Genomic DNA, 26,360 nt, shown 5'->3' on the forward strand with positions numbered 1-26,360 from the left:
AAACGGGGCGTGGTCAACACTGCATGTTCGTAACTTTTATTAAGGATCGAAAATGCTTACTCCACGCTCAATAGGTGGCGCCATCATTAGCCTTGCGTGCCTGCCGCTTTATGCACTTGCCACCGATTTTACGCCCGCACAACGCCTCGAGCATGCCCATGCCGAGCAGCAAGCCTATCTGGCCACCGTGCAGCAATTGGTCGATGTCGACACCGGTACCGGACAGGCCACAGGCCTGAAGACCGTCACCAACCTGCTGGTCGAACGCCTCAAGGCGCTGGGTGCCGACGTGCAGACTCGCTCAGCCAATCCTTCTGCGGGCGACAACATTGTCGGCACGCTCAAAGGCACGGGCAGCCAGTCGTTTCTGCTGATGGTTCACTACGACACGGTGTTCCTGCCAGGCACGGCAGCCAAGCGGCCGTTCAAGGTGGCCGGCGATCGTGCCTATGGTCCTGGCGTGGCCGATGCCAAAGGCGGGGTGGCGATGATCCTGCATGCGCTGAAGCTGCTGCAGGACGAGCAGTTCAAAGGCTTCGGCACGCTGACCGTGCTGTTCAACCCGGACGAGGAAACCGGTTCGGCCGGTTCGAAAGCGCTCATCGCTGAACTCGCTCGCCAGCATGACTACGTGTTCTCGTACGAGCCACCGGACAAAGATGCCGTGACGGTTGCCACCAACGGCATCAACGGCTTGCTGCTGCAGGTCAAGGGAGCGTCGTCCCACGCAGGCTCCGCACCCGAAGCCGGCCGCAATGCCGCCATGGAACTGGCGCACCAGTTGCTGCAACTCAAGGACCTCGGCGATCCCGCCAAGGGCACCACCGTCAACTGGACGATGCTCAGGGCTGGAGACAAGCGCAACATCATTCCCGACAGCGCCTCGGCCGAGGCCGATATGCGCTACTCGGACGTGAGTGAAAGCGAGCGGGTGCTGGCCGATGCCCAACGCATCGTGCGCACGCAATTGATCGAGGGCACCGAAGTCAGCCTGCGTCTGGACAAGGGGCGGCCGCCACTGGCGAGAAACGCCGGTTCCGAGCAACTGGCCAAGACTGCCGAGAAGCTCTACGGACAGATCGACAAGCGTATCGAACCCATCGCCATGCGCTTTGGTACCGACGCCGGCTATGCCTATGTGCCGGGCAGCGCCAAGCCGGCGGTGTTGGAGACGTTGGGTGTGGTGGGGGCCGGCCTGCATGCCGAGGATGAATACATCGAGCTGTCGAGTATCGCCCCGAGACTGTACCTGACCGTCTCGATGATCCGGCAGCTGTCTGCCACAGCGCCCTGACGGCATTGCGAGAGAGGTCAGGGCGTGTCTGCGCGCGAGCGGCGTATCTGCTGGGCCAAGGTGTAGGCCGCCCCACGTAGTTCGTCGAATCGATCATTCAACTCGACATGCCCTGGCTTCCAGGAAAAGCCGTTGCTGTCGTAATGCTGCCCGAGGACCACATCATTGAACGAACCCATGCCGCCGTAGGCTGATAGCAGAAACTCCGCGCCGCCGCCGTCACCGGCGAGCAGACGGGTCCGTGCCCGGCGCATCCATTGACTCCAGTGCTGGTCGCCATCGCCTTCGAGCAACAGGGCCAAGCGTTCGAGTACATGCACCAGTGCCTGGGTATCCGCATTCATCGGCAGTGATCACTCCACATAGCGCACCCACAGGTGCGAACGTCCCTCGATACCGGCGCGCAGCGCGTCCAGTCGTACATGGCGCTGTTCAGCCGGAACGTTGTACAGCGCGCACAGGTCTGCCGCAACGCGCGCTGCTTGCGCTGCATCAGGCGCTTCGGCCCGTGTGAAGCCCAAGTACGAGGCACCGACCCCCATCAGAGTATAACCGTGTGTCTGTTGCAGGTGCCGGGCCAGCGCGCAGTTCTGCGCAGGGTCCAAGTCGCTTTCGAAGTAGCCATTGGGGAACGCGGCCAGGGCCTGCCAAGGCTGCTCGACTGGCGCCGCCAGCGCGAGCATGGGCTGATCGATCAGCATCAGCGGTTTGGCTTGATAGGCCAGCCAATGCTCCAGCGCGGCGTCATCCAGGGTCAGGCCATGGGCACAAAGGGCCTCGAACGAGAGGGCATCCGCCTGGCGCAGAAGAATGCGCAGGCAAGGGGCGAACTCTGCCTTGGTGGTGGTGTAACCCAGGTACTGGCCGTTCTCGAAGCACTCGGGCGGCAATTGCCCCAGATCCGCCTCGCTCATGGCGTCGAGATTCGAAGACAGCCGTGCATGGCCGCTGGTGTAGAGCGCTTGGGGCAAGTCATCCAGCGAAAACAGCACTGTGCAGCCTGAGTGACGGGCAGCGATCTCGCGGCCTGCTGCCGACAGTTCGTCCATGCGCGTCAGGCCGTCGAGGCGGTAGGCATCGCACGTGCGCGAAGACGGGTTGTGGGCGCTGTCGTTGCCAAGAAACTGAATGATCATTGCGCCTGCTCCGCGGGGTGTTCATGGTTCTGTCTGAATCCGTGCCGGTAAGGAACCGGCTGCGCCATTGAACGAAACCACGGCCCGCCTGGCAACGGCACTGGCCAGGGCGCACAACAGATTGTTCAGCAATCACAAGCGCCAGTGCCGCCTGTCACTGAAGCCTGTGGGCGGCGCACTAGTGGGTGGCGTTCAGCGTGCGCTCGATGAGTTTGATCACCGTGTCGCGCTGCTTGGCGGCGAGAAAGTAGGCGGGCAGGTTGGCGATGTCGCCGTAGACACCGCGCCGAGGTCGATCGGTGGCACGCACGTACTCGACGATTCGCCGGGCATGGTCTCGGTCCCAGGCCCAGAGCAGCCTGCCGCGAACCGACCATTGCCACCAGGCGTCCTGGGGCCAGTTCAGCAAGTGAACGAAAGGCGCCTGGCACGTCTGGCATTCGACCACGCCACGGGTGAGGGGCACGTAACCCTGCCCGTGGCTCGAACCGTGCAGCAGGTGCTGGCTGGAGCTGCCGGCAGGCGCCTGCCATGGCAGCAACTGCGGGTAGCGCTCCACCACGTACCAGCCGCCCCAGCGACGTGCCGGTCGATCGGTCGGCAGAACGGTGGTGAATTCGAAGGGTTCGATGAACAGGGCCTGCCCCTGGCAATGGGGGCAGGTCGCTTCCAGGCGATCGCGATGACTCATGGGTAACCTTGATGAACTCGACAGCGCCGGGCCGAGGCTAGCAGCGGTCCGAACGCGCTGCAACGCTGTGCTCGGACCGCAGCGCCGTCGAACTCACAGCACGAACACATTCACCTGCTGCTCCAGTCCTTGGGCCAGACGCTGCAGCGCGCCCGCCGTTTCGCTGGTCTGCTCCACCGCCTGGCTATTGTGTTGCGACATCTGGGCGATGCGCTCGACGTTACGCGCCACATCCTGGCTGGCGGCGGTCTGTTCGCGCAGGGCCAGGGAGATCTGGTCGACCACACGGACCACGTCGGCGGAGGACTGGCGTATGGTGACGATCGCTTCGCCGGCCTGTTGCGCCAGGGCCACGCCGCCTTTGACCTGCTCCACCCCCACATCCATGCTGCTCACCGCATCGCGGGTGCCGAGCTGGATCTTCTTCACCATGTCGGTGATTTCCTGGGTGGAGTTGGCGGTGCGCTGCGCCAGCAAGCGCACTTCATCGGCGACCACCGCGAAGCCGCGGCCCTGCTCACCGGCCCGTGCCGCTTCGATGGCCGCATTCAGCGCCAGTAGATTGGTCTGCTCGGCGATGCTCTTGATCACCCCGACGATGCTGGAGATCTGTTCGGCGTGCTGGTCCAGTTCGCCGATCTGGCCGGCCGAGGCCTGCACCGTGTCCGCGATCAGGCGCATGCTCTGCAGGGTCTCCTGAATCACGCTGCCGCCTTCGGTGGATTGCCGTCCCGACTCGCTGGACAGCGCGTGGGCATCGCCAGCGTTGTCGGCGACGTGATTGATGCTGACGGTGAGCTGCTCCACCGTGGCTGCCATGGACGACGCCGAATGCGACTGTTCCTGGGCCGAAGCCGACAACTGCAGCGAGGCGCTGGAGATGCTCTGCGAGGCGCTGACCAACTGCTCCGCGCCCTGACGGATCTCACCGATCATGCTGCGCAAGCGGGCCTGCATCACGGACAGTGCCTGCAGCAGAGTGCCGATCTCGTCACGTCCGCTGCCGTCGATGGCGTTGTCCAGACGTCCTTCGGCGATGCGCTGGGCAACGTCAAGCGCTTGACCCAGGCGGCGACTGAGGTTGCCCGACAGCGACCAGGCGATGAGCATCGCCAGCACCACGGCGGCCAGGCCGCCGCCAATCAGGATCGCGACCGCATCGCGCTTGGCGTCGTTCATCGACGCGGTGCGCTGGTCTTGCAGGGCTTTCTCGCTGGCGCGCAGTTCGCCGATCACTTCGCGCATGGCGTCCATCTTCGCCCGACCACGGCCCGCGGCGATCTGCTCGGCCAGTGCGGAGAAGGGTTGAGCCCCTTGGTTGACCTGCTCGCGCAGGGTCAGGCTGGACTGGATATCGTCCTGTAGCCATTGCCCATACAGCGCCTGCAGACGCTCCAGGCGCGCCTGCTGCTCGGGATTGTCGGCGGTCGCCGCCTTGATTTGATCGTGATAATCGGTGAAGCCTTTTTCGCCTGCATGCATGGGCGTCAGGAAGCTGTCCTGGCCGGTCAGGGCATAGCCGCGCATGCCGGTCTCGATGTCGATCAGGCTGCGCAGTACCGCGCCCGATTGGTTCAGTACCTCATAGCTGTGGATGTTGCGCTTGACGCTGCTGCTGACCTGATCGAAGCCACGCAGCGCGGCCAGTACCAGAACCAGAATGATCAGCAAGATCAGCGCGAAGCTAGCGTAGAGCTTTTTGCGAAGACTGAGGTTGGCAAACATCGAAGGAGGGCTCCCGAAAGCACGGACGGATCGCCTCGCCCCGCGCAATGCGGGTAGTGGCTGTTTGATACTCAAACGGCATCAGTGCTCCGACGAGACTTGTACAAGGAAAGTTCGCTGTACAAGTAAATATTCATCATTGATGCATTTTGCCACGCGTTTGGAGAGGTTCGATGAGGTGAGCCCCTTCATTGCGTACGTTGCCTACTGCATGACCGACGGCATGCCAGCGAAACGCGGTATCGGGCTTGCCGCCGCTATGCACGATCTCCAGCGCCCGTTGCAGCGACGTGGCTGGATCGATCCATTCACGTGCCAGCGCTGCCGTCAGCACCACAGGTTTACGCCCATGAATATCCGCAAGCCGCCCATCGGCCGGCGCAGTGACAATGACGAAGCCTTCACGCACCTCGGCCAGGTCATGGCCTGGGGCTTCGGCCAGTGCGGCGAAGAACAGCGGCTCACCCTCGGCGGCCTTTACGTACCAGGGCTGCTTGCTCCGGGCATCGTGTACGGCCACCGACCATTCATACCAGCCGCTGGCCGGCGCCAAGGCCCGTCCGCCTGGCCACAGCCTGCTGAAAAATCGGCCATTGCCGAGGGTTTCGGCGCGGGCGTTGATCGGCACGGGGCCTCTGTCGCGAGCCCAACGTGGCACCCATCCCCAGGGCAGGTCGTCCACCTGCACGCCGTCGGCCACCGGACGGATGACCGGCGCACGGCTGCGCGGGGCGACGTTGTAGCGATTGATTCGCGCGTCGTCGTAGCCATTGATCACCACCAGGTCCAATGACAACTGCTTGAGGTAGTGATCCATGGATTCATAGATCGAATAACGTCCGCACATGGGTGACCTCTACGTTTGTCGGCCTGCGATTGACCGACAGGCTGCTGGCTAGTTAACTGTATATGCATACAGTCTGCCTTGAGTTCGACACCATGACCATCACCTTCCTGGGTACCCCGACCGGCGGACTCGACCTGCATCCACGCTACGCCTTTCGGGTGCCCGCTGGTTTCCCATCGCCGGCAGACGACCACTTGGAGCGGCACATCTCGCTGGATCAGTTGTTCGACCTGCGCGCACCGCATGTCTATCTGGTGCAAGTGGAGGGCGACAGCATGCGCGGCGCGGGGATTTTTTCCGGCGATATCGTCATCGTTGACCGTGGCCGAGAGGCCGAGCATGGCGACATCGTCATTGCCGCGTTCAATACCGAGCCGGTGTGCAAGCGCCTGTTCCGTCGTGAAGGCGTGGTGATACTACAATCGGAAAATCCGGCTTACCCGCCTCGGCACGTGCTGGAAAGCGACGAGTTGGTGGTCTGGGGTGTGGTGCGTTACAGCGTACGTGATCATGCGCAGTGATCAGGTGTTCGCGTTGATCGACTGCAACTGCTTCTATGCCAGTTGCGAACGTGTGTTCCGGCCTGACCTTGCGCGGGTGCCGATCGTGGTGCTGAGCAACAACGACGGTTGCGTGATCGCCCGGTCTTACGATGCCAAGCCCTTCGTGAGGATGGGCGAGCCGTATTTCCAGGCACGGGAAAAGCTGCGCCGCCACGGGGTCGTGGCGTTTTCCTCGAACTACGCGCTGTATGGCGACATGAGTGAGCGGGTCATGTCGTTGATCGAGTCACAGGTGCCGGCGGTGGAGGTCTACTCGATCGACGAATGCTTTGCCGACCTGAGCGGTGTCCCGGGTGATCTGACCACCTTCGGCCGGGCCGTGCGTTCGAAGGTGATGAAGGGTACGGCGATCCCGGTGGGCGTCGGTATCGCCCGCACCAAGACCCTGGCCAAGCTGGCCAATCATACGGCCAAGCGTCTGCTGGGGCAGACGGGCGGGGTGGTCGACATCACCGAGGACTTCAAGCGCGACTGGGTGCTGCGCAACACCGATGTCAGAGAGGTCTGGGGTATTGGCAAACGCATGGCCTTGCACCTGCAAGGCATGGGCATCCACACCGCGATGGACCTGGCCCGGGCCGACGCGCCGACCCTGCGCGACACGTTCAGCGTGATGATCGAGAAGACCGCTCGGGAGTTGCGCGGTATTTCGTGCCTGGCGCTGGAGGACGCCGAATCGCCCAAGCAGGAAATCTGCTGCAGTCGTATGTTCGGTACCCGCCAGACCGAACTCGAACCCATTCGTCAGGCGGTGGCCACCTACACCGGACGGGCCGCGGAAAAGCTGCGACGCCAGGGATCGTTGTGCCGGCAACTGCGGGTCAGCATTCGTACCGGCATGTTCAATACAGGCGAACGGCACCATGCTCAAGGGGCACTGGTGCAGTTGCCCTATGCCACTAACGACACCTTGCTGCTCACTCGCTCGGCGACCGAGGCGTTGCAACGGATCTACCGCGAGGGCTACCGCTACAGCAAGGCCGAAGTCCTGCTGCTGGACTTGTGTCGGCCGGGTGAGGTCACCGACGATCTGTTCACGCTGGCGCAGTCTGAGGCAGATGGCCGTCTGATGGGCGTGGTGGATGCGATCAATGGACGATTCGGCCGAGGCACCCTGAGGACGGCCAGCGTGCCCCTGGCGCCCGAATGGGCGATGCGCAGAGACTTGATGAGCCCGTCGTATACGACACGTCTGGATCAGCTGTGGAAGGTCTATGCGCGCTGAGGCGAGCACCGAAGGAGGCTTGAGAAACGATTATGGCGAAGCGTGTACGTAAATATTTGCAACTAAGAAGTATTTACATATAGCATCTCGCCGCTTTTGCACTCACCTGTCATTTATCGTCTCGTCTGGAACCCCCATCGATGCGTCGCATGATCGTCTCGCTGTGCCTGCTCAACGCCGCTGCGCCCCTGGCGCTGGCTGCCGAACTCCCGGCTGCCACCGGTAACGTCGAACTCGACGCCGTCAACATCAACGCCGACGCTGGCGACTACGAGCGCGCCGACGGTCCGGTGCAGGGCTATCGGGCCAGCCGCTCGGCCTCGGCCACGCGGACCGACACCTCGCTGCACGAAACGCCGCAGTCGATCAGCGTGGTGCCCAAGGATGTGCTGGACGATATTGGCGCCACGCGCCTGCAGGATGCGCTGGACTACGCGGGCGGCGTAGGCCGGGCCAACAACTTCGGTGGCCAGGGCCTGACGACGTTCACCGTGCGCGGCTTCACCACCGGCGAGTTCTATCGCAACGGCTTCCCGATCAATCGCGGCTACCCCAACGCCCCCGACGCCAACACCATCGAGCGCCTGGAGGTGATTCGCGGGCCGAACACCGCGCTGTACGGCCGCGGTGACCCAGGCGGCACCTTCAACGTGGTCAGCAAGCAGCCGCTGGCCGAGCGCAAGATCACCCTCGGCAGCCAGTTCGATGACCAGGGCATGCACCGTGCCACGCTGGATGCCAGCGGCCCGCTGAACCAGGACGGGGCGCTGGCCTACCGCCTGAACCTGCTGGGCGAGGGCGGCGACAGTTTCCGCGACGATGTGCGTGGCGAACGCTACGACGTGGCGCCGGTGCTTAGTTGGCAGGTCAACGACAGCACCAAGATCACCTTCGAAGGTGATTTCATGCGCAACAATCGTCCGCTGGACCGTGGCCTGCCGCGCTACCCGACCCAGACCGGCAGCCTGTCGCGCGACACCTACCTGTGGGAGAAGGGCAGCGACAACCTGCTGCACAACGACAACAACATGGCCCAGGTGCGCTTCGAGCATCAGCTCAACGACAGCTGGACCCTGGGCGGCGGTTTCCAGTTCCTCGACGGCTCGCTCGAGGGCAACGCCGTGGAGGCCAACGGCGCCCCAGCCGACGGCCGCACGCTGCAGCGCAACTTCAACTACCGCAAGCTGGAGTGGACCGATCGCGACTGGCAGCTCAACCTCACCGGTCACTTCGACACGGGTAGCTTCAGTCACACCTTGCTGACTGGCATCGAGTACGAGAACTACGACTACAACTCGATCATTCAGCGCTCGTCGGCGGCTTATCCGGTCGATATCTACAACCCTGTTCTCGGCCAGCCGCGTCCCGCGCTGACTCGCGTCACCACCTGGGATAAAGAGAACCTGCAGACCTGGGCCGCCTTCATCCAGGATCAAGTGACCCTGACCGAACGCCTCAAGGCCCTGGCCGCTGTGCGTTTCGAGCGCTTCGAGCACGACTACGACGATAAGCGTGACAATGCACGTGACTTCAGCAAAGCCGAAAACAGCGTCACCCCACGCTTCGGCCTGATGTACGACCTGACCGATACCGTAGCCGTGTACGCCAACACTGCGCGCTCGTTCAAGCCCAACACCGGCACACCGGCCGGTGGCGGTGGCTTCGATCCAGAGAAGGGCAAGTCCTATGAAGTGGGCGTCAAATGGGAGGCCCTGGAGCGCCAACTGAGCGTGGACGCGGCGCTGTATCACATCGTCAAGGAGAACGTGCTGACCCTGGACCCGGCCAACCCCGCCAACAACCTGGCCGCCGGCGAAGTCCGCAGCCGTGGCCTGGACCTGAACGTGACCGGCAACATCACCCCGGCATGGAAAGTCATCGGTGGCTACGCCTATGTCGATGCCGAGGTCACCAAGGACAACCGCCTGGCCACCGGCACGCGTCTGGCCAACATTCCGCGCAACAGCTTCAGCCTGATCAACACCTATGAGTTCCAGGACGGCTTCGCCAAGGGGCTGGGGTTGGGCTTCGGGGTGAAATACGTGGACGATCGCAAGGGCCAGACCGAGAACGTCACGTACACCATGGACCGCTACAGCGTGGTCGACCTGCTCAGCTACTACAAGGTCAACGAGCACGTGCGCCTGAACCTGGACGTGAAGAACCTGTTCAACAAAGGCTATGACGAAGCCGCGTGGAACAACTACGTCTATCCTGGTGCACCGCGTACGGTGCAGGCGGGCGTCGCCTACACCTTCTGAGGCGTTGTGGCATTGGCGTGTCGAGGGAAAAGCAGTATCGTGGCGCGCCCCAGAGATCACCGCAGCGCCAGGGAGTCTCGATGCTGCTTTGTCCCTCCACTGTTCGCCGAACCCTGCCATGGGTTGGCTGAAACGTCTGCTCGGTTTCCAGGCGCCACGCCGGGAGACCGGGAACGTTGCGCTCGCGCAGCTGCCGTTCGGCCTGGCCAGCGGCGCCACGCTGACCCTCGATCCTGCCCTGGGCCCACGGCTGTCCGGTCACGCCCATCTGTTGCTACCCCAAGGGCCACAGCCGGTGTGGGCGGTGGGCGAAGTGCCGCTCGACGCGTCGATGCGTCTGGCGCGCTTCTACCTGGACGACGAGGACTACTGGCTGCAAGTGGTGATGAACGGCCCGCGTGCGTCGCAGGCCGGCGACATCGTGCTGTTCGGTTACCACCGCGTGCAGCCGATCGCCGACGATGAGGCGTTCAAGCGCCTGGCGGGTGCCTCATCGACCGTCGGCCTTGCACACGTGGTGCATGACGGCGAGATCTTCGCTCGCCAATGGGGCACCGATCCCGGCCAGGCCCGACTGGTGCCCTTGACCGAACGGGTCAGCAACCCGGAGACCCGCTACCTGGTGCGTCACCTGTCGATGCTCTACGCGCGCGATACGGGCCTGCCCGAGCGCCGGGAATTTCTGCTGTTTTCAGTGGAGGAGGATGCGGCGGGCAGCGTCTGCCTCAGCACTTCACTGGGCATTACCCTGTACCCCATGGACTTTCACGTCACCTGACAAGGAACTCGCATGCTTGAAGCCCTGCGCCACTCGATCAACGCCCAGGCGTTCATTGCCTTCACCCTGTACATCGGCTTGGCCCTGGTGCTGTTCTGGCTGTTCCAGTTCATCTACACGCGCCTGACCCCTCACCGCGAGTTCGCCCTGATCCGCGACAACAACAGCGCCGCTGCCGTCGCCCTGGGCGGCGCGCTGATCGGCTTTTCGCTACCGGCCAGCAACATCATCACCTACAGCATCGGCCTGCTCGATGTGGTGATCTGGGTGGTGATCGGCGCCGTGGTGCAACTGCTGGCCTTCTCCATCGCCAGTTGGGTGCTCAAGGGCCTGGCCGCGCGCATCGCCAAAGGCGAAATGGCTGCCGCGATCTACGCCGCCGCCGTGGCCATCAGCGTCGGCCTGCTCAACTCGGCGTGCATGACCCCGTCGGTCTGAGCCAGGAGGAACCGGACATGAAACGCAGTTCTCTCAAGCTGGTGCTGGCCAGCTCGTTGCCGCTGACCCTGACCGCCTGCGGATGGGGCGAGGACACCTACGAGGTCAGTCAGCGTGTCGACTACGCGGACGTCGAGGCGTGCGTCGCCGACAACGTACCGCGTCGCGACTGCGAACAGGCCTCTCAACAGGCTCGGCTCGAACAGCAGAAAAATGGCCCGAGGTATGCCAGCAAAGCCGAGTGCGAGGCCGTGTACAGCCCCGGCGGCTGCGAAACATACGACCTGACCCATTACCAGCCGCAGTTGGACGGCTTCGCCTTGCAGACCACCGGCGAAGTCAGCCAGGCGCAGCTCGATGCCGCCAACAACGACCCGAGCTTGCACGCCCAGACCAGCGGCCTGGGTCCTGCGGCCACGGGGGTGATCGCCGGCATGCTGCTGAGCAAGGTCGTCGCGCCGGACAGCCGCCGTTACAGCGCACAGCCCCTGTATCGCTATGGCACCGGGCCTGACGATTTTCGTCGCGACGTGGTGCGGCAACGCAAGGACGAGGCGCAGGCAGCCAGCAGCGGATACTCGGGCGGCGGTGGCTACAGCGGTGGCGCTGGCTCTACCGTCAGAAACGATTACTACACGTCCTCCAGCCGTCGCCAGGTGGCGTCTTCGGTGATCACCCGCAGCGGCTTCGGCAGCGCGGCGCTGGCCCGCGGTGGTTGGGGCGGCAAGTCGTTCAGCTTTTTCGGCGGCTGAGCATGCGCCGCATCGCCCTGGCCGAACGTCCAGACTGGCGCGCCACCGCCGAGCGCGAGGGGTTCGCCTTTCATACCTTCGACGGTGAGCGCTACTGGGACGAGCGCGCCTACTATCAGTTCAGCGAAGCGCAGGTTGTGCGCGACCTGCAGGCGCCTACTCAAGCATTGCACGCGTTGTGCCTGGACGCCGTGGCGCGGATCGTCGACAGCGAAGCGCTGCTGACGCGCCTGGCGATCCCGCCGGCGTACTTCGATCTGGTGCGCCAGTCATGGCGTTCGCGTGATCCGCACCTGTACGGCCGCTTCGATTTCAGTTACGACGGCCGTGCGCCGGCCAAGTTGATCGAAGCCAACTACGACACGCCCACCTCGCTGTACGAGGCGGCCGCGTTTCAGTTGATCTGGCTGGAAGAGCAAATCCAGCGCGGGGTGCTGGCGCCGCACGCCACTCAGTTCAACCGCATCGCCGAAGACTTGGTGCAGGCGTTCTCGACCTTCGACCGCCAGGGCATCTTCCATTTCTCGACCATCGCCGGGTCCGTGGAAGACCGCGGTACCACTGATTTTCTGCGGCGCATGGCCGAACATGCGGGCATCGCCACGCGGCACATCGATCTGCAGGACATCGGGCTGGACGCGCGTGGGCGTTTCGTCGATCTGCGTGGCGAGCCGATCGCGCGCCTGTTCAAGCTGCATGCCTGGGAGCACATCTTCCATGAGCCGTTCGGTCCGGCGATCCAGGCCAGTGGCACGCAGTTCGTGGAGCCGGCGTGGAAGTCGCTGCTGTCCAACAAGGGCCTGCTGCCGCTGTTGTGGGAGTGGCATCCGGGGCACCCGAACCTGCTGCCAGCCTATCTAGACCCAGACCCTCTGCAGCCAGTACCCAAGGGCTGGGTGCGCAAGCCATACTTCTCCCGCGAAGGGGCGAACGTCGATATCCGCACCGATGACGATCAGCGGGTGTTCGAGGACGGTCCTTACGATGATGCGCCCTACATTCTCCAGCGCTTTGCGCCGCTGCCCAGGTTCGGCGACAGCTACACGCTGATCGGCTCATGGGTCATCGGTGACCGGGCGTCCGGCATCGGCATCCGCGAGGACGATACCTTGATCACCAAGGACAGTTCGCGTTTCGTGCCCCACGTGGTGCTGGACTGAGCGCTACCTCGACAACTTGACTATTTGCTACACGCACTTCGGAACCCGCATGTCGCTTTCAAGACGTGCTCCGTCGTTTGCGCGCAACCTGTTCGCCTTATCGGTGCCATGCTTATCAGGATGTCCGCAGACCAGGTGTGCACAGACGCACCGGCACGGACGAGGAGGGCGGCCGTGATCCTGTGACCGTGACAGGCCCGGCACGCCACAGCAGAACACCGCCGGACGTCCGTCTGCATGGAGCGACGACGCCGGGTTGCCGAGGTCCGCTGTATGCCTGATGAGACGCTTGACCTGCCCTGGATTCACCGCGTACTGGACAGCCACAAGGAGGTGCCGGGCGCGTTGCTGCCGATCCTCCATGCCATCCAGCACGGTTTGGGCTACGTGCCCGACGCCGCCGTTCCCGAGATCGCCCACGCCTTGAACCTCAGTCTGGCCGAGGTGCGCGGGGTGATCAGCTTCTACCACGATTTCCGCACCTCGCCGCCGGCGCGCCATACCTTGCGCCTGTGCCGCGCCGAGTCGTGCCAGAGCCGGGGTGCCGAGGCCCTGGCCGCACAGTTGCGCGAGCAGCTCGGTCTGGACGATCACGGCACCAGCGCCGATGGCGCGCTTAGCCTGCGCTCGGTGTACTGCCTGGGTGCTTGCGCCTGTTCACCGGCGCTGGAGCTGGACGGTCAGGTGCACGCCCGACTCACCCCTGAGCGCCTGCGCGCGCTGGTCCAGGGCTGCATGACGGAGGCAGGCGCATGATCACCTTGCACCTTCCCTGTGATTCGCTGGCCCGCGCCGTGGGCGCCGACCAGGTGGCCGAGGCCCTGGAGAGCGAAGCGGCACGCCGGCAACTGCCGCTGCAGATCCGCCGCACCAGTTCGCGTGGCTTGTACTGGCTGGAGCCGCTGCTGGAGGTGGACAGCCCGCAAGGCCGCCTGGGCTTCGGACCGATAGGTGCCGAGGACGTGCCAGGCCTGCTGGACGCGTTGACCGGCGACGCCACCCATGCGCTGGCGCTCGGCCCGGTCGAGCAGATCCCTTACCTGAAGACCCAGCAACGCCTGCTGTTCGCCCGCGCCGGCATCACCCGACCGTTGTCGCTGGACGACTACACGGCCCACGGCGGTTTCGAGGGCCTGCGCCAAGCGGCGTTGCTGGACGGTGACGCGGTGGTCGCCGCCGTGCTCGACTCGGGGCTGCGGGGGCGGGGCGGGGCGGCGTTTCCGGCCGGCATCAAGTGGCGCACCGTGCGCCAGGCGCCGGCGGCGCAGAAATACATCGTCTGCAACGCCGACGAGGGCGACTCGGGCACCTTCGCCGACCGCATGCTGATGGAGGGCGACCCCTTCCTGCTGATCGAAGGCATGATCATCGCGGGCCTGGCCGTCGGTGCCAGCAAGGGCTATATCTACGTGCGCTCGGAGTACCCGGATGCCATCGCTGCGCTCAACGAGGCCGTGATCCTGGCCCGCGAGGCGGGTACCTAGACGTCAACGGCAGCGGCGTGGCCTTCGAGCTAGAGGTACGGGTCGGTGCCGGTGCCTATATCTGCGGCGAAGAGACCGCACTGCTGGAGTCGATCGAGGGCAAGCGTGGCATCGTTCGCGCCAAGCCGCCGTTGCCGGCACTGGAGGGCTTGTTCGGCCAGCCAACGTTGGTGCACAACGTGCTCACCCTGGCTTCGGTGCCGATCATCCTGGCCAAGGGCGCGGCGTTCTACCGCGACTTTGGCATGGGCCGTTCGCTGGGTACCTTGCCCTTCCAACTGGCGGGCAACGTCCGTCATGGCGGTTTGGTGGAGCGCGCCTTCGGCCTGACCCTGCGCGAGCTGGTCGAGGGCTACGGCGGCGGCACCGCCAGCGGCCGACCGTTGAAAGCCGCGCAGATCGGTGGGCCGCTGGGCGCCTGGGTGCCGCCGTCGCAGTTCGATACGCCGCTGGACTACGAGGCCTTTGCTGCCATGGGGGCGATGATCGGCCACGGCGGCGTGGTGGTAGCCGACGACACCCTGAACATGGCCAGCATGGCGCGCTTCGCCCTGCAGTTCTGCGCCGAGGAGTCCTGCGGCAAGTGCACCCCGTGCCGGATTGGTTCGACCCGCGGCATGGAAGTGGTCGACCGGTTGATCGCCAGCAGCGATTCGGCGGCCCGTGAAGACCAGGCGCACCTGCTGCGTGACCTGTGCGACACCCTGCAATACGGCTCGCTGTGCGCCATGGGCGGCATGACCGCCTATCCCGTCGCCAGCGCCCTCAAGCACTTTCCTGCCGATTTCGGTCTGGCCAGCCCGGAGGCCGCGCAATGATCAACTACTTCGACCCCGCCAACAGCGACATGGACTTGGGCACGCCCGCCCGTGACAGCCAGGTGCAGGTCAGCCTGAACATCGACGGCCGTGCCATCAGCGTGCCGGCCGGTACGTCGGTGATGCGCGCGGCGGCGCTGTTGGGCACCAGCATTCCCAAACTGTGCGCCACCGATACCCTGGAAGCCTTCGGGTCGTGTCGCATGTGCATGGTCGAGATCGACGGCATGCGCGGCTATCCGGCTTCGTGCACCACGCCGGTCAGCGACGGCATGGTGGTGCGCACCCAGACCCCGCGCCTGGCCGACCTGCGGCGCAATGTCATGGAGCTGTACATCTCCGATCACCCGCTGGACTGCCTGACCTGTTCGGCCAACGGCAACTGCGAGCTGCAGACCGTCGCCGGCCAGGTAGGCCTGCGCGAGGTGCGTTATGGCTATGAGGGCGCCAATCACCTGACCGAGGCGAAGGACGTTTCCAACCCTTACTTCGACTACGAGCCGAGCAAGTGCATCGTCTGCAGCCGCTGCGTGCGCGCCTGTGAAGACATTCAAGGCACCTTCGCGCTGACCATCAGCGGCCGTGGCTTCGAATCGCGGGTGGCGGCGGCCGGTGGCGACAACTTCCTGTCTTCGGAGTGCGTGTCGTGCGGTGCCTGCGTCCAGGCCTGCCCGACCGCGACGCTGACCGAAAAGAGCCTGGTGCAGATCGGTCAGCCGGAGCGCGCGGTGATCACCACCTGCGCGTATTGCGGCGTCGGCTGCTCATTCCGGGCGGAAATGAAGGGCGATCAGTTGGTGCGCATGGTGCCGGACAAGAATGGCGGCGCCAACCACGGCCACGCCTGCGTCAAGGGTCGTTTCGCCTGGGGCTACGCCACCCATCCGGACCGTATCACCCAGCCAATGATTCGCAAGCGCCTGGAAGATCCCTGGCAGGAAGTCAGCTGGGAGGAAGCGCTGAGCTACGCGGCCAGCGAGTTCCGGCGCATCCAGCTCAAGTATGGGCGCGATTCGATTGGCGGCATCACCTCCAGCCGTTGCACCAACGAGGAAGCGTACCTGGTGCAGAAACTGGTGCGTGCTGCCTTCGGCAACAACAACGTCGACACCTGCGCTCGGGTCTGCCATTCGCCGACCGGCTATGGCCTGAAGCAGACCCTGGGCGAGTCGGCCGGTACCCAAAGCTTCGATTCAGTGATGCAAGCGGACGTGATCCTGGTGATCGGTGCCAACCCTACCGATGCCCACCCGGTGTTCGGCTCCCAGCTCAAGCGTCGGCTGCGCCAGGGCGCCAAGTTGATCGTCATCGATCCACGTCGCATCGACCTGGTCGATTCGCCCCATGCCCGCGCCGAGTTGCACCTGCAACTGCGTCCAGGCACCAACGTGGCCATGCTCAACGCCCTGGCCCACACCCTGGTCAGCGAAGGCCTGCTCGATGAGGCGTTCATCGAGGCGCGCTGCGAAGGCGCGGACTTCGCTCGCTGGCGCGAATTCGTCGGCTTGCCGGAGAACGCGCCCGAAGTGCTGGGCCCGGTCTGCGGTGTGCCCGCCGAGCAGATCCGTGCCGCGGCCCGGTTGTACGCCGAAGCCGGTAACGCGGCGATCTACTACGGCCTTGGGGTCACCGAGCACAGCCAGGGCAGCACCGCCGTGATGGGTATCGCCAACCTGGCGATGGCCACCGGCAACATCGGCCGCGAAGGCGTCGGGGTCAACCCGCTGCGCGGCCAGAACAACGTGCAAGGCTCCTGCGACATGGGCTCGTTCCCCCACGAGTTGCCGGGCTATCGGCACATCTCCAACGAGACTGTGCGCGCCGAGTTCGAGCAGGCCTGGGGCGTGACCCTGCAGCCCGATCCGGGCCTGCGCATCCCCAACATGTTCGAAGCCGCGCTCGATGGCAGCTTCAAGGCACTGTACTGCCAGGGCGAGGACATCGCCCAGAGCGACCCGAACACCCAGCACGTCACTGCCGCATTGATGGCCATGGAGTGCGTGGTGGTGCAGGACATCTTCCTCAACGAAACCGCCAAGTTCGCCCACGTATTCCTGCCGGGCAGTTCGTTCCTGGAAAAGGATGGCACCTTCACCAACGCCGAGCGCCGCATCTCACGGGTGCGCAAAGTGATGGAGCCGATGGCCGGCAAGGCCGACTGGGAAGCCACCGTGGCCCTGGCCAACGCCTTGGGTTATCGCATGGACTACCGTCATCCTTCCGAGATCATGGATGAGATCGCCCGTCTGACGCCCAGCTTCCATGGCGTCAGCTACGCCGAGATCGAGCGCCGCGGCAGCCTGCAGTGGCCCTGCAACGACGCGGCGCCCGAGGGCACGGCGACCATGCACATCGATCAGTTCGTGCGTGGCAAGGGCCGCTTCATGCTCACCGGCTACGTACCGACCGACGAAAAGGTCAACGCGCGCTATCCGCTGTTGCTGACCACCGGCCGTATTCTCAGCCAGTACAACGTCGGGGCGCAGACTCGGCGTACCCACAACGTCGCCTGGCATGACGAGGACCGCCTGGAAATCCACGCCAGCGATGCGGAAAGCCGTGGTATCAGTGACGGCGACTGGGTGGGCGTGGGCAGCCGTGCCGGCCAGAGTGTCCTGCGCGCTCGGGTGAGTGCGCGGGTCGCACCGGGGGTGGTCTACACCACCTTCCACTTCCCCGAGTCCGGCGCCAACGTGATCACCACCGACAACTCCGACTGGGCGACCAACTGTCCGGAGTACAAGGTCACTGCGGTCGAGGTGGTGCGCGTGTTCCAGCCGTCGGAGTGGCAGAAGCGCTACCAGCATTTCAGTGACGAACAACAGCGCCTGCTCAAGGAGCGGCGTCAGGCCGAGGGGCAGGAGAAAGCCGAGGTGCGTCGATGAGCAATGACAGCCTGGTCAAGATGGCCAACCAGATCGCCCACTACTTCGACAGTGAGCCGGATCGCACCTTGGCTGTGCAGGGGGTGAGGCAGCACCTGCAGAGCTTCTGGACCCCGGCGATGCGTCGCCAGTTGAGTGAGTGGATCGAGGCCCATGCGGGGGAGGGGCTTGATTCGAAGGTACGCGAAGCGTTGAGCTAGTCGGTACAGAGCCGCCCTGATTGCTGGCAGGGCGGCTCCCCTCGAACATGAAACCTCCGTCATCTTCCCTCGGCGCGCCCGGTGCTAGGCTCGGGTAAATTCTCGCCGCGGACTTTTCCTATGGACATGAACTGGCACCAGGCCCTGCAACAGAGCCTGAGCTGGCTGGCAATCGCCTTTTCGATCACTGTCGTTGCGTTCATCGGTGCCGCCGTGCTGGCGGTGCGTTTTACCCGCTGGGGCCAGCAGTTCTGGCAATTGGCGGGCGCTTATTTCAATTTCAGGCGCAGTTGGCGGCCATTGTCGATGTTCGCGCTGTTGCTGTTGCTGACGCTGTTTGCGGTGCGCATGAACGTGCTGTTCTCGTTCTGGTACAACGGCTTCTACGACGCCTTGCAGAGCCTGGATCAGAGCGCCTTCTGGTATTTGCTGGGCGTATTCGCCGTGCTGGCGAGCATTCATGTGGCACGCGCGCTGTTCAGCTACTACGTCACGCAATCGTTCAACATCCACTGGCGCATCTGGCTGACCGAACGCCTGACGGCTGACTGGATGCAGGGGGATGCCTACTATCGTGGGCAGTTCCTCGAGCAATCCGTGGATAACCCGGACCAGCGTATCGAGCTGGACATCAGTGCCTTCGTATCCGGCTCGGTGTCGCTGGCGCTGGGGTGGTCGGCGCGCTGGTATCACTGGTGGCGTTCACCAGCATTCTCTGGGGGCTGTCGGCACCGCTTGCGGTCGCGGGTGTCGAGGTGCCGCGGGCGATGGTGTTCGCGGTCTACCTCTATGTGCTGATTGCCACCTGGATCGCCTTCCGTCTTGGCCAGCCATTGATCCGGCTGAACTTTCTCAACGAGAAACTCACGGCGAACTTTCGTTATGCACTGATGCGCCTGCGTGAAAACGCCGAGAACGTGGCCTTTTATCAAGGTGCCCAGGTCGAGCGCGGGACCCTGCTGGGTCGCTTCTTCGCACTCATCGGCAATGTCTGGGCCTTGGTCTGGCGGACGCTGAAGTTCAATGGTTTCAACCTCGGCGTCGGGCAAGTGGCGGTGGTGTTTCCGTTTATCCTCCAGGCCCCACGTTTCTTCAGTGGGGCCATCAAGCTCGGCGATGTGATGCAGACCGCGCAGGCGTTCGGGCAGGTACAGGATTCGCTGTCGTTCTTCCGTGAGTCCTACGATACCTTCGCCAGCTACCGCGCCACCCTGGACCGTCTCACCGGCTTCGTCGATGCCAACCGCCAGGCTGTGGCGTTGCCGCAACTCACGACTCGCGAGTTGTCGCGTGCGTTGGCCATCGAAGGGTTGCAGGTGTGTCGCCCTGATGGGCAGCGCTTGATCGCCGACCTTGACCTGCACCTGCAGGCTGGACAGGCGCTGCTGATCAAGGGCCCATCGGGCAGCGGCAAGACCACGCTGCTGCGAGCGCTGGCTGGCCTCTGGCCTATGCCGAAGGTCAGGTCGGACGGCCGCTTGGGCACTTGGCACTGTTCTTGTCGCAGCGACCGTATCTGCCGCTCGGCGATCTGCGCGCTGCCATCGCCTATCCAGCGCCCTCGAGCCCGGAGCAGGACGCGAAAATGCAGCAGGTGCTGCGTCATGTGAGCCTGGCGCATCTGGCCGAGCGGCTGGAGGAAAGCCGAGAGTGGTCGCGCATTCTGTCGATCGGTGAGCAGCAACGTCTGGCCTTCGCGCGGGTGTTGTTCAATCAGCCGCACGTGGTGTTTCTGGATGAGTCCACCTCGGCGATGGACGAGGGGCTCGAACATGCCCTGTACTCGATGCTGCGTCGCGAGATGCCGGAAACACTGCTGGTCAGCGTCGGTCACCGCAGTACCTTGGCGAGCTTTCACAGCCACCGTCTGGAGCTGGATGGGCGGGGTGGTTGGGCGATGGTCGAGCAGGAAGCGGTCGTACTGTCCTGAATGTCGGTCTGTTGCGCAGGACTTTTCAGCGCTCCAAGTAAAAGCCCCCAGACATCGCTGTCTGGGGGCTTTTGCTTGGAGGCGAATTTACATGTTGGGGTAGTTCGGCCCGCCAGCACCTTCGGGGGTGACCCAGGTGATGTTTTGTGACGGATCCTTGATGTCGCAAGTCTTGCAGTGCACGCAGTTCTGCGCGTTGATCTGGAAGCGCTTGCTGCCGTCTTCCTGGGTGACCACCTCGTACACGCCTGCTGGGCAATAACGCTGGGCGGGCTCATCGTACAGTGGCAGGTTGGTGGCGATCGGCACATTTGGATCGGTAAGTTTCAGGTGGCAGGGTTGTTCCTCTTCATGGTTGGTGCTGGAGAGGAAGACCGAGCTGAGTTTGTCGAAGCTGAGTTTGCCGTCGGGTTTCGGATAGTCAATGCGGGTGGAGTCGGCCGCAAGTTTCATGCAAGCGTAGTCCGGCTTGGTATCGCGCAAGGTGAAAGGCAGCTTGCCAGCGAACCAGTTCTGATCGATGTAGTTGAACGCCGCGCCGAACAGCGGGCCGAACTTGTGCATGGCCGGGCCGAAGTTACGGCTGGCGTACAGTTCCTCATACAGCCAGCTGGCCTTGAACGTCTCGACATAGCGATCGAGGGTGTCGCCGCCTTCGCGGCCGGCCAGCAGGGCTTCGGCCACCGCGTCGGCGGCGAGCATGCCGGACTTCATCGCGGTGTGGCTGCCTTTGATCTTGGCGAAGTTCAGCGTGCCCAGGTCGCAGCCGATCAGCGCGCCGCCGTTGAACACCATCTTGGGCAGCGAGTTCAGGCCGCCTTTGCAGATGGCGCGCGCGCCGTAGCTGATGCGCTTGCCGCCTTCGAGGTATTGGCTGATCACCGGATGGTGTTTCAGGCGCTGGAATTCGTCGAACGGCGACAGGTAGGGGTTGGCGTAGGAGAGGTCGACGATCAGGCCGACCACCACCTGGTTGTTCTCCAGGTGATAGAGGAAAGAGCCGCCGGTGTTTTCCGCGCTGACCACGTCCAGCGGCCAGCCGGCGGTGTGCACCACCAGACCCTGCTCGTGCTTGCTCGGGTCGATCTCCCAGATTTCCTTGATGCCGATGCCGTAGTGCTGCACATCGGCTTCGCTGTCCAGGTTGAAACGCTTGATCAGTTGCTTGCCGATGTGTCCGCGGCAGCCCTCGGCGAACAGGGTGTACTTGGCGCGCAGTTCCATGCCCGGCGTGTACAGGCCTTCCTTGGGGTTGCCCTCACGGTCCACGCCCAGATCGCCCGTGACGATGCCGCGCACCACACCGGCGTCGTCGAACAGCGCTTCCTGGGCGGCGAAGCCTGGATAGATTTCCACGCCGAGGTTTTCGGCCTGTTGCGCCAGCCAGCGGCACAGGTTGCCCAGCGAGATGATGTAGTTGCCCTGGTTGTGCATGGTCTTGGGCACGAACAGGTCGGGCACCTTGACCGAGCTGCCCGCGTCTTTGAGCACATAGATGTCGTCGCGTTTGACTTCGGTGTTCAGCGGCGCGCCGAGGGCTTTCCAGTCGGGGAACAGCTCATTCAGCGCACGGGGCTCGAACACCGCGCCAGAGAGGATGTGGGCGCCCACTTCGGAGCCTTTCTCGACCACGCAGACGCTGATCTCGTTACCGGCTTCGGCGGCCTTCTGCTTGAGGCGGCAGGCGGCGGACAGGCCCGCAGGACCTGCGCCGACGATGACCACGTCGAATTCCATGTATTCGCGTTCCACAGGTTCTCTCCTACTCAAGGCTCGTCGCGTTTGCTTTGTCTTATGGGTGTCTCGAATGCCCGCTCACGGTGGGGGCAGCGGTAGCCGTGCCAGAGGCGGACTACACCGTATTGTCTTGGCCGCGCATTATATCTACACCACTTGGCGGGTCCAATACAAACGTTTGTTTGAATATGCCGCAGCCCAGTAAAATCACAGGTGTGCGGCTGGAGGCTGGCCGATTTGCCGTATTGACCCGATTGGGTGTTACGGTCAAGATACGAGCGGTTTTACGCTCGCCGTAGGCTGATCGTCGGGCGCAGGTGCACCTCTAAAAGCCAGGCGTGGAGCAGGGTTTTCCGGCTAAAACCCGTCGTGTAGTGAAGTCTACACGCCACGACAGGAAATGACCCAAGGGTTTTGCCTTCCGGGTCGCCACCAGACTCAGCAGTCACGGCAAATTTCCTCGCCCCCGGAACGTTTTCAGAGGTGTCCTTGTACCCACGCGCATTCGCCGGGCACGCCCCAGGCGACATTCTTTTCACCGGAGAGTAACGAGGAATCCATGAAGGTTCTTGTAGCTGTCAAACGAGTGGTCGACTACAACGTCAAGGTTCGCGTCAAGGCGGACAACTCCGGCGTCGACCTTGCAAACGTCAAGATGTCCATGAACCCCTTCTGCGAAATCGCCGTTGAAGAAGCCGTGCGTCTGAAAGAGAAGGGCGTAGCGACCGAGATCGTCGCCGTCGCCGTCGGCCCGACCGCCGCCCAGGAGCAACTGCGTACGGCCCTGGCCCTGGGCGCTGATCGCGCCATCCTGGTCGAGACCGGCGAAGAGCTCAACTCTCTGGCCGTGGCCAAGGCGCTCAAGGCCATCGTCGACAAGGAACAGCCGCAACTGGTCATCCTTGGCAAACAGGCAATCGACAGCGACAACAATCAGACCGGTCAGATGCTCGCTGCGCTGACGGGCTACGCTCAGGGCACCTTCGCCTCCAAGGTCGAAGTGGCTGGCGACAAGCTCAACGTCACCCGCGAGATCGATGGCGGCCTGCAGACCGTCGCGCTGGCGCTCCCGGCGATCGTCACCACCGACCTGCGTCTGAATGAGCCACGCTACGCGTCGCTGCCCAATATCATGAAGGCCAAGAAGAAGCCCCTGGAGACCGTCACGCCGGACGCGCTGGGCGTATCCACTGCCTCCACCACCAAGACCATCAAGGTCGAAGCCCCGGCTGCCCGCAGTGCAGGCGTCAAGGTCAAGTCGGTGGCCGAACTGGTCGAGAAGCTGAAGAACGAAGCGAAGGTAATCTGAAATGACTATCCTGGTTGTCGCTGAACACGAAAACGCCGCACTGGCGCCTGCCACCCTGAACACGGTCGCTGCCGCGGCCAAGATCGGTGGCGATGTGCACGTGCTGGTCGCAGGTCAGAATGTGGCCGGCATTGCCGAAGCTGCTGCCAAGATCGCTGGCGTGGCCAAGGTCCTGGTGGCCGACAATGCCGCTTACGCCCACGCCTTGCCAGAAAACGTCGCGCCCCTGATCCAGGAACTGGCCAGCGGCTACACCCACGTGCTGGCCCCGGCCACTACCAATGGCAAGAACATCCTGCCGCGCGTCGCTGCACTGCTGGACGTCGACCAGATCTCCGAGATCATCGCGGTCGAGTCCGCCGATACCTTCAAGCGCCCGATCTACGCCGGTAACGCCATCGCCACCGTGCAATCGAGCGCTGCGGTCAAGGTCATCACCGTGCGCACCACCGGCTTCGATGCCGTGGCCGCAGAAGGTGGTTCGGCGGCTGTGGAGGCGGTCGCGGCCGCTCACGATGCAGGCAAGTCGTCGTTCGTGGGCGAGGAGTTGGCCAAATCCGACCGTCCGGAGCTGACTGCCGCCAAGATCGTCGTCTCCGGCGGTCGTGGCATGGGCAATGGTGACAACTTCAAGCACCTGTATACCCTGGCCGACAAGCTCGGTGCCGCGGTCGGCGCCTCGCGCGCTGCAGTGGATGCGGGCTTTGTGCCCAACGACATGCAGGTCGGTCAGACCGGCAAGATCGTCGCACCGCAGTTGTATATTGCCGTCGGTATCTCCGGCGCGATCCAGCACCTGGCGGGGATGAAAGACTCCAAGGTGATCGTCGCCATCAACAAGGACGAGGAAGCACCGATCTTCCAAGTGGCCGATTACGGTCTGGTCGCCGACCTCTTCGAGGCGGTGCCGGAGCTGGAAAAGCTGGTCTGATCCAGGCGCTTCACTTATAAAGAAGCCCGGCCCTCGCCTAGAGGGTCGGGCTTTTTTCATGGTGGGTCCGTGCGGTGTGGCAAGGAGAGGGCAATGAAGTTGGGCAAAACCAGCCGCTGGCTGATGTGCATGATGGCCGTGACGGCTTCGCAGGCGATGGCGGCTGGCAAATGCGAGAAGCTGGTGGCGACCGGTAGCCCGGACGCGCCGCCTTACTCCTGGCAAGACCCGAAGGACCCCAGGCATTTGATCGGCGCCAACGTCGACCTGTTGCGCCAGGTGGCAGGCGAGCTTGGCGTGAAGGTCGAAGTACTGAGCGCCGGACGCCGGGATCAGGCGCTCGAAGAGGTTCGCAGCGGGCGCATGGACGTGTTGCTGGATACGCCCATGCAGGTCGCTCAGCTGACCGCACTGGACTACATTCATCCGCCACTGCAACTCAACGAATACCTGGTCTGGACCCGTCATGACGCAACCGTGACGCTGGACGGCCCAGCTGATCTTGCCCGCTACCAGGGCAGCGTGTCGGAGAAGGCTCGGCTGACCCCGGCCTTCGAGGCCTTCGCCAAGGCTCAGCTCAAGCTGGTGCCCTCGCAGAACCTGACTCAAGCCTTGCAGAAGCTGGTGTTGGGCCAAGTGGATTACGTGCTGGCCGGGCGCTATTCGGGCCTGGCCATGATCCAGAGTCTGGGGTTGGGCAGTGACCTCATCGCTCGGGAGCTGGTGGTGGACCGGCCTGGGCTGTACTTGGCCGTGTCCCACAACTCGGCCTGCAATGACGCCTGGTTGCGTGGGCAATTGGCGAAAAAGCTGACAGAATTGCCGGTCTCTGGTGCCTCCGAGGCGGTGCTGCAACAGAACGTGGAGCGCTGGAAGGCGCAGATGCAGATGACCGCTGACGCCCCCAAACAGTAGGAAGATTGCGTGAGAACCCAACCCCTGATCCTGGCCCTGGCCGTCGTCGGCCTCGCCGGTTGTGCCAATGACCCGGCCCCCAATGAGCAGATGCGCCTGTCCGAGCAAGCCCTTGAGCAGGCCAGGGCGGTTGGCGCTACCGACCAGGTCGACACCTTCAAGCTGGCGGAAGACAAGCTGGCGCGGGCCAGATCCAACATGACCAGCCAGGACTTTCGCGACGCCCGCATGCGCGCCGAACAGGCCGAGCTGGATGCGCGCCTGGCCGAAGCCCAGGTGCTGACGGAAAAGAGCGCCGAGCAATTGAAGGTGGTTGACGCGCGCGTCAAGCGCCTGCGCAAACAACTGGAGGTGCAGCCATGAATCGCACCCTCAAGCCTTTTGCCACCTTGGCATTCCTGACGTTTGTCGGCCTCCAGGGCTGCGCGAGCCAGCGCAGTGAGTCCGCGTTGGTCGATGCGTCCACCGCCTTGCAGAAGGTCAAGGATGACTCCGATGTGCTGCGCAGTGCGCCGCGCGATGTGATTCGCGCCGGTGAATCGCTGGCGCGGGCCGAGCGCCTGGCAGGTTATGTGGGCACCGGCAGTGACGTGCGCCATTACGCTTATCTCAGCCAGCGCTACAGCGAGATCGCCCGCGAGCATGCCAACCTGGCGCTGAATCAGGAGCGTCTGGCCAAACTCGATTTGGAGCGTCAGCGTCTGCAACTGGCGTTGCGCGAGGCGAAACTGGACAGTGTTCAGCAGCAGGGTAAATGGGTCGAATCGCAGATCGCCGCACTGGCCTCCGAGCAGGGCGAGCGCGGTCTGGTCATGACCCTGTCGGACGTGCTGTTCGACACCGGCGAAGCGCAGTTGAAGAGTTCGGCCAGCCGTACCGTGCTCAAGCTGGTGCAGTTCCTCCAGCTCAACCCGCGACGCGTGGTGCGCATCGAGGGTTATACCGACAGCACCGGAACGCCGGAAGACAACCTGAAGCTGTCGCGCGATCGCGCCCAGTCGGTAGCGGACATGCTGGTCGACCTGGGCATCGATGAGAAGCGCATCGAGGTCCAGGGCTACGGCGATCAGTATCCGGTAGAGGTCAACGCGTCGGAGCGGGGCAGGGCACAGAATCGCCGGGTCGAGATCGTCTTTTCCGACGACAAGGGCAGGCTTGCGCCGCCACGCTGAGGCGGTTGACGCGGCAACGGGTCGTTTTGGCTATCACGCAACTGTAACGGCGACTATCCTCTGATCTGTCCCAGTACACTTTGCAACTGTTCCGGTATTCTGTCTGGAC

The 26,360-nt window shown here is 63.8% G+C and carries 22 protein-coding genes and 2 pseudogenes; 18 read left to right on the forward strand and 6 right to left on the reverse strand.

The features are described from left to right. The first annotated feature begins 52 nt into the window (after window positions 1–52). Entirely contained in the window at window positions 53–1,294 is a 1,242-nt protein-coding gene (locus GKC70_RS09130; protein WP_342651127.1) for a M20/M25/M40 family metallo-hydrolase, read from the forward strand. 17 nt (window positions 1,295–1,311) lie between these two features. Here the strand turns inward: GKC70_RS09130 and GKC70_RS09135 are convergent, their stop codons facing one another. The 5 genes from GKC70_RS09135 to GKC70_RS09155 all read right to left on the reverse strand — a co-directional run bounded on the left by GKC70_RS09135 (window position 1,312) and on the right by GKC70_RS09155 (window position 5,693). Continuing rightward, entirely contained in the window at window positions 1,312–1,638 is a 327-nt protein-coding gene (locus GKC70_RS09135; protein WP_342651128.1) for a hypothetical protein, read from the reverse strand. A 9-nt stretch (window positions 1,639–1,647) separates the two neighbouring features. Next, the gene (locus GKC70_RS09140; RefSeq protein WP_342651129.1) at window positions 1,648–2,430 is read right to left on the reverse strand and encodes a DUF4253 domain-containing protein; all 783 of its coding nucleotides are present in this window, start codon (window positions 2,428–2,430) and stop codon (window positions 1,648–1,650) included. Window positions 2,431–2,608: 178 nt separating this feature from the next. Next, window positions 2,609–3,121, reverse strand: a complete 513-nt coding sequence (locus GKC70_RS09145; protein WP_342651130.1) for a hypothetical protein — start codon at window positions 3,119–3,121, stop codon at window positions 2,609–2,611. A 93-nt stretch (window positions 3,122–3,214) separates the two neighbouring features. After that, window positions 3,215–4,846 (reverse strand): methyl-accepting chemotaxis protein, encoded by a 1,632-nt coding sequence (locus GKC70_RS09150; RefSeq protein ID WP_342651131.1) that lies wholly within the window; start codon window positions 4,844–4,846, stop codon window positions 3,215–3,217. A gap of 136 nt (window positions 4,847–4,982) precedes the next feature. Next, on the reverse strand, window positions 4,983–5,693 hold the full coding sequence (locus GKC70_RS09155; RefSeq protein ID WP_342651132.1) for an SOS response-associated peptidase family protein: 711 nt from the start codon (window positions 5,691–5,693) through the stop codon (window positions 4,983–4,985). 92 nt (window positions 5,694–5,785) lie between these two features. Between GKC70_RS09155 and GKC70_RS09160 the strand changes: the two genes are divergently transcribed. The 12 genes and pseudogenes from GKC70_RS09160 (at window position 5,786) to GKC70_RS09215 (ending at window position 20,187) form a co-directional block, all read left to right on the forward strand. After that, window positions 5,786–6,214, forward strand: a complete 429-nt coding sequence (locus GKC70_RS09160) for a S24 family peptidase (protein ID WP_342651133.1) — start codon at window positions 5,786–5,788, stop codon at window positions 6,212–6,214. Next, window positions 6,204–7,481, forward strand: a complete 1,278-nt coding sequence (locus tag GKC70_RS09165; protein WP_342651134.1) for a Y-family DNA polymerase — start codon at window positions 6,204–6,206, stop codon at window positions 7,479–7,481. Before GKC70_RS09160 ends, GKC70_RS09165 begins: the two co-directional genes overlap by 11 nt. Before the next feature lie 140 nt (window positions 7,482–7,621). Continuing rightward, window positions 7,622–9,742, forward strand: coding sequence for a TonB-dependent siderophore receptor (locus tag GKC70_RS09170; protein WP_342651135.1), 2,121 nt, complete (start codon window positions 7,622–7,624; stop codon window positions 9,740–9,742). Window positions 9,743–9,860: 118 nt separating this feature from the next. Further along, window positions 9,861–10,520, forward strand: coding sequence for a DUF2491 family protein (locus tag GKC70_RS09175; protein ID WP_342651136.1), 660 nt, complete (start codon window positions 9,861–9,863; stop codon window positions 10,518–10,520). Window positions 10,521–10,532: 12 nt separating this feature from the next. Further along, window positions 10,533–10,958 (forward strand): DUF350 domain-containing protein, encoded by a 426-nt coding sequence (locus GKC70_RS09180; protein ID WP_029612047.1) that lies wholly within the window; start codon window positions 10,533–10,535, stop codon window positions 10,956–10,958. A gap of 17 nt (window positions 10,959–10,975) precedes the next feature. Beyond that, window positions 10,976–11,710, forward strand: coding sequence for a DUF1190 domain-containing protein (locus GKC70_RS09185; protein WP_342651137.1), 735 nt, complete (start codon window positions 10,976–10,978; stop codon window positions 11,708–11,710). 2 nt (window positions 11,711–11,712) lie between these two features. After that, the gene (locus tag GKC70_RS09190; RefSeq protein WP_116888559.1) at window positions 11,713–12,870 is read left to right on the forward strand and encodes a glutathionylspermidine synthase family protein; all 1,158 of its coding nucleotides are present in this window, start codon (window positions 11,713–11,715) and stop codon (window positions 12,868–12,870) included. Window positions 12,871–13,143: 273 nt separating this feature from the next. Beyond that, window positions 13,144–13,626, forward strand: a complete 483-nt coding sequence (locus tag GKC70_RS09195) for a formate dehydrogenase subunit gamma (protein ID WP_342651138.1) — start codon at window positions 13,144–13,146, stop codon at window positions 13,624–13,626. After that, window positions 13,623–15,172, forward strand: a pseudogene (locus tag GKC70_RS09200) (NADH-ubiquinone oxidoreductase-F iron-sulfur binding region domain-containing protein). Before GKC70_RS09195 ends, GKC70_RS09200 begins: the two are co-directional and overlap by 4 nt. Then, on the forward strand, window positions 15,169–18,057 hold the full coding sequence (gene fdhF / locus GKC70_RS09205; protein ID WP_342651139.1) for a formate dehydrogenase subunit alpha: 2,889 nt from the start codon (window positions 15,169–15,171) through the stop codon (window positions 18,055–18,057). The pseudogene GKC70_RS09200 and the gene fdhF overlap by 4 nt, the downstream one beginning before the upstream one ends. Beyond that, on the forward strand, window positions 18,054–18,257 hold the full coding sequence (locus tag GKC70_RS09210) for a formate dehydrogenase subunit delta (protein WP_029612051.1): 204 nt from the start codon (window positions 18,054–18,056) through the stop codon (window positions 18,255–18,257). The genes fdhF and GKC70_RS09210 overlap by 4 nt, the downstream gene beginning before the upstream one ends. A gap of 120 nt (window positions 18,258–18,377) precedes the next feature. Next, window positions 18,378–20,187: pseudogene (locus GKC70_RS09215) on the forward strand (ABC transporter ATP-binding protein/permease). 87 nt (window positions 20,188–20,274) lie between these two features. Here the strand turns inward: GKC70_RS09215 and GKC70_RS09220 are convergent. Further along, a complete protein-coding gene (locus tag GKC70_RS09220) occupies window positions 20,275–21,939 on the reverse strand; it encodes an electron transfer flavoprotein-ubiquinone oxidoreductase (protein ID WP_039578690.1) in 1,665 nt (554 codons plus the stop codon). A 544-nt stretch (window positions 21,940–22,483) separates the two neighbouring features. On the opposite strand from GKC70_RS09220, the gene GKC70_RS09225 reads away from it, so the two are divergent. The 5 genes from GKC70_RS09225 (at window position 22,484) to GKC70_RS09245 (ending at window position 26,251) form a co-directional block, all read left to right on the forward strand. After that, the gene (locus GKC70_RS09225) at window positions 22,484–23,233 is read left to right on the forward strand and encodes an electron transfer flavoprotein subunit beta/FixA family protein (protein WP_116888555.1); all 750 of its coding nucleotides are present in this window, start codon (window positions 22,484–22,486) and stop codon (window positions 23,231–23,233) included. Window position 23,234: 1 nt separating this feature from the next. Continuing rightward, window positions 23,235–24,164: an FAD-binding protein gene (locus tag GKC70_RS09230; RefSeq protein ID WP_295485105.1), complete on the forward strand. Its 930-nt coding sequence runs from the start codon at window positions 23,235–23,237 to the stop codon at window positions 24,162–24,164. A gap of 93 nt (window positions 24,165–24,257) precedes the next feature. Then, entirely contained in the window at window positions 24,258–25,079 is an 822-nt protein-coding gene (locus GKC70_RS09235) for a transporter substrate-binding domain-containing protein (RefSeq protein WP_342651140.1), read from the forward strand. Between the two features lie 9 nt (window positions 25,080–25,088). After that, a complete protein-coding gene (locus GKC70_RS09240) occupies window positions 25,089–25,442 on the forward strand; it encodes a DUF4398 domain-containing protein (RefSeq protein WP_029612056.1) in 354 nt (117 codons plus the stop codon). After that, window positions 25,439–26,251, forward strand: a complete 813-nt coding sequence (locus tag GKC70_RS09245; protein WP_342651141.1) for an OmpA family protein — start codon at window positions 25,439–25,441, stop codon at window positions 26,249–26,251. The genes GKC70_RS09240 and GKC70_RS09245 overlap by 4 nt, the downstream gene beginning before the upstream one ends. Window positions 26,252–26,360 lie beyond the last annotated feature (109 nt).

Origin of the sequence: Pseudomonas sp. REB1044 (assembly GCF_038813925.1) — a bacterium.
Lineage (GTDB): Bacteria > Pseudomonadota > Gammaproteobacteria > Pseudomonadales > Pseudomonadaceae > Aquipseudomonas > Aquipseudomonas boreofloridensis.

Excerpts from the sequence above, each read along its gene's own strand:
- fdhF (WP_342651139.1), top strand. The coding sequence starts at position 15,169 with ATGATCAACTACTTCGACCCCGCCAACAGCGACATGGACTTGGGCACG.
- GKC70_RS09160 (WP_342651133.1), top strand. The coding sequence starts at position 5,786 with ATGACCATCACCTTCCTGGGTACCCCGACCGGCGGACTCGACCTGCAT.
- GKC70_RS09175 (WP_342651136.1), top strand. The coding sequence starts at position 9,861 with ATGGGTTGGCTGAAACGTCTGCTCGGTTTCCAGGCGCCACGCCGGGAG.
- GKC70_RS09145 (WP_342651130.1), bottom strand. The coding sequence starts at position 3,121 with ATGAGTCATCGCGATCGCCTGGAAGCGACCTGCCCCCATTGCCAGGGG.
- GKC70_RS09210 (WP_029612051.1), top strand. The coding sequence starts at position 18,054 with ATGAGCAATGACAGCCTGGTCAAGATGGCCAACCAGATCGCCCACTAC.
- GKC70_RS09170 (WP_342651135.1), top strand. The coding sequence starts at position 7,622 with ATGCGTCGCATGATCGTCTCGCTGTGCCTGCTCAACGCCGCTGCGCCC.
- GKC70_RS09195 (WP_342651138.1), top strand. The coding sequence starts at position 13,144 with ATGCCTGATGAGACGCTTGACCTGCCCTGGATTCACCGCGTACTGGAC.
- GKC70_RS09155 (WP_342651132.1), bottom strand. The coding sequence starts at position 5,693 with ATGTGCGGACGTTATTCGATCTATGAATCCATGGATCACTACCTCAAG.
- GKC70_RS09230 (WP_295485105.1), top strand. The coding sequence starts at position 23,235 with ATGACTATCCTGGTTGTCGCTGAACACGAAAACGCCGCACTGGCGCCT.
- GKC70_RS09135 (WP_342651128.1), bottom strand. The coding sequence starts at position 1,638 with ATGAATGCGGATACCCAGGCACTGGTGCATGTACTCGAACGCTTGGCC.
- GKC70_RS09140 (WP_342651129.1), bottom strand. The coding sequence starts at position 2,430 with ATGATCATTCAGTTTCTTGGCAACGACAGCGCCCACAACCCGTCTTCG.
- GKC70_RS09150 (WP_342651131.1), bottom strand. The coding sequence starts at position 4,846 with ATGTTTGCCAACCTCAGTCTTCGCAAAAAGCTCTACGCTAGCTTCGCG.
- GKC70_RS09180 (WP_029612047.1), top strand. The coding sequence starts at position 10,533 with ATGCTTGAAGCCCTGCGCCACTCGATCAACGCCCAGGCGTTCATTGCC.
- GKC70_RS09235 (WP_342651140.1), top strand. The coding sequence starts at position 24,258 with ATGAAGTTGGGCAAAACCAGCCGCTGGCTGATGTGCATGATGGCCGTG.
- GKC70_RS09225 (WP_116888555.1), top strand. The coding sequence starts at position 22,484 with ATGAAGGTTCTTGTAGCTGTCAAACGAGTGGTCGACTACAACGTCAAG.
- GKC70_RS09190 (WP_116888559.1), top strand. The coding sequence starts at position 11,713 with ATGCGCCGCATCGCCCTGGCCGAACGTCCAGACTGGCGCGCCACCGCC.
- GKC70_RS09165 (WP_342651134.1), top strand. The coding sequence starts at position 6,204 with ATGCGCAGTGATCAGGTGTTCGCGTTGATCGACTGCAACTGCTTCTAT.
- GKC70_RS09185 (WP_342651137.1), top strand. The coding sequence starts at position 10,976 with ATGAAACGCAGTTCTCTCAAGCTGGTGCTGGCCAGCTCGTTGCCGCTG.
- GKC70_RS09245 (WP_342651141.1), top strand. The coding sequence starts at position 25,439 with ATGAATCGCACCCTCAAGCCTTTTGCCACCTTGGCATTCCTGACGTTT.
- GKC70_RS09130 (WP_342651127.1), top strand. The coding sequence starts at position 53 with ATGCTTACTCCACGCTCAATAGGTGGCGCCATCATTAGCCTTGCGTGC.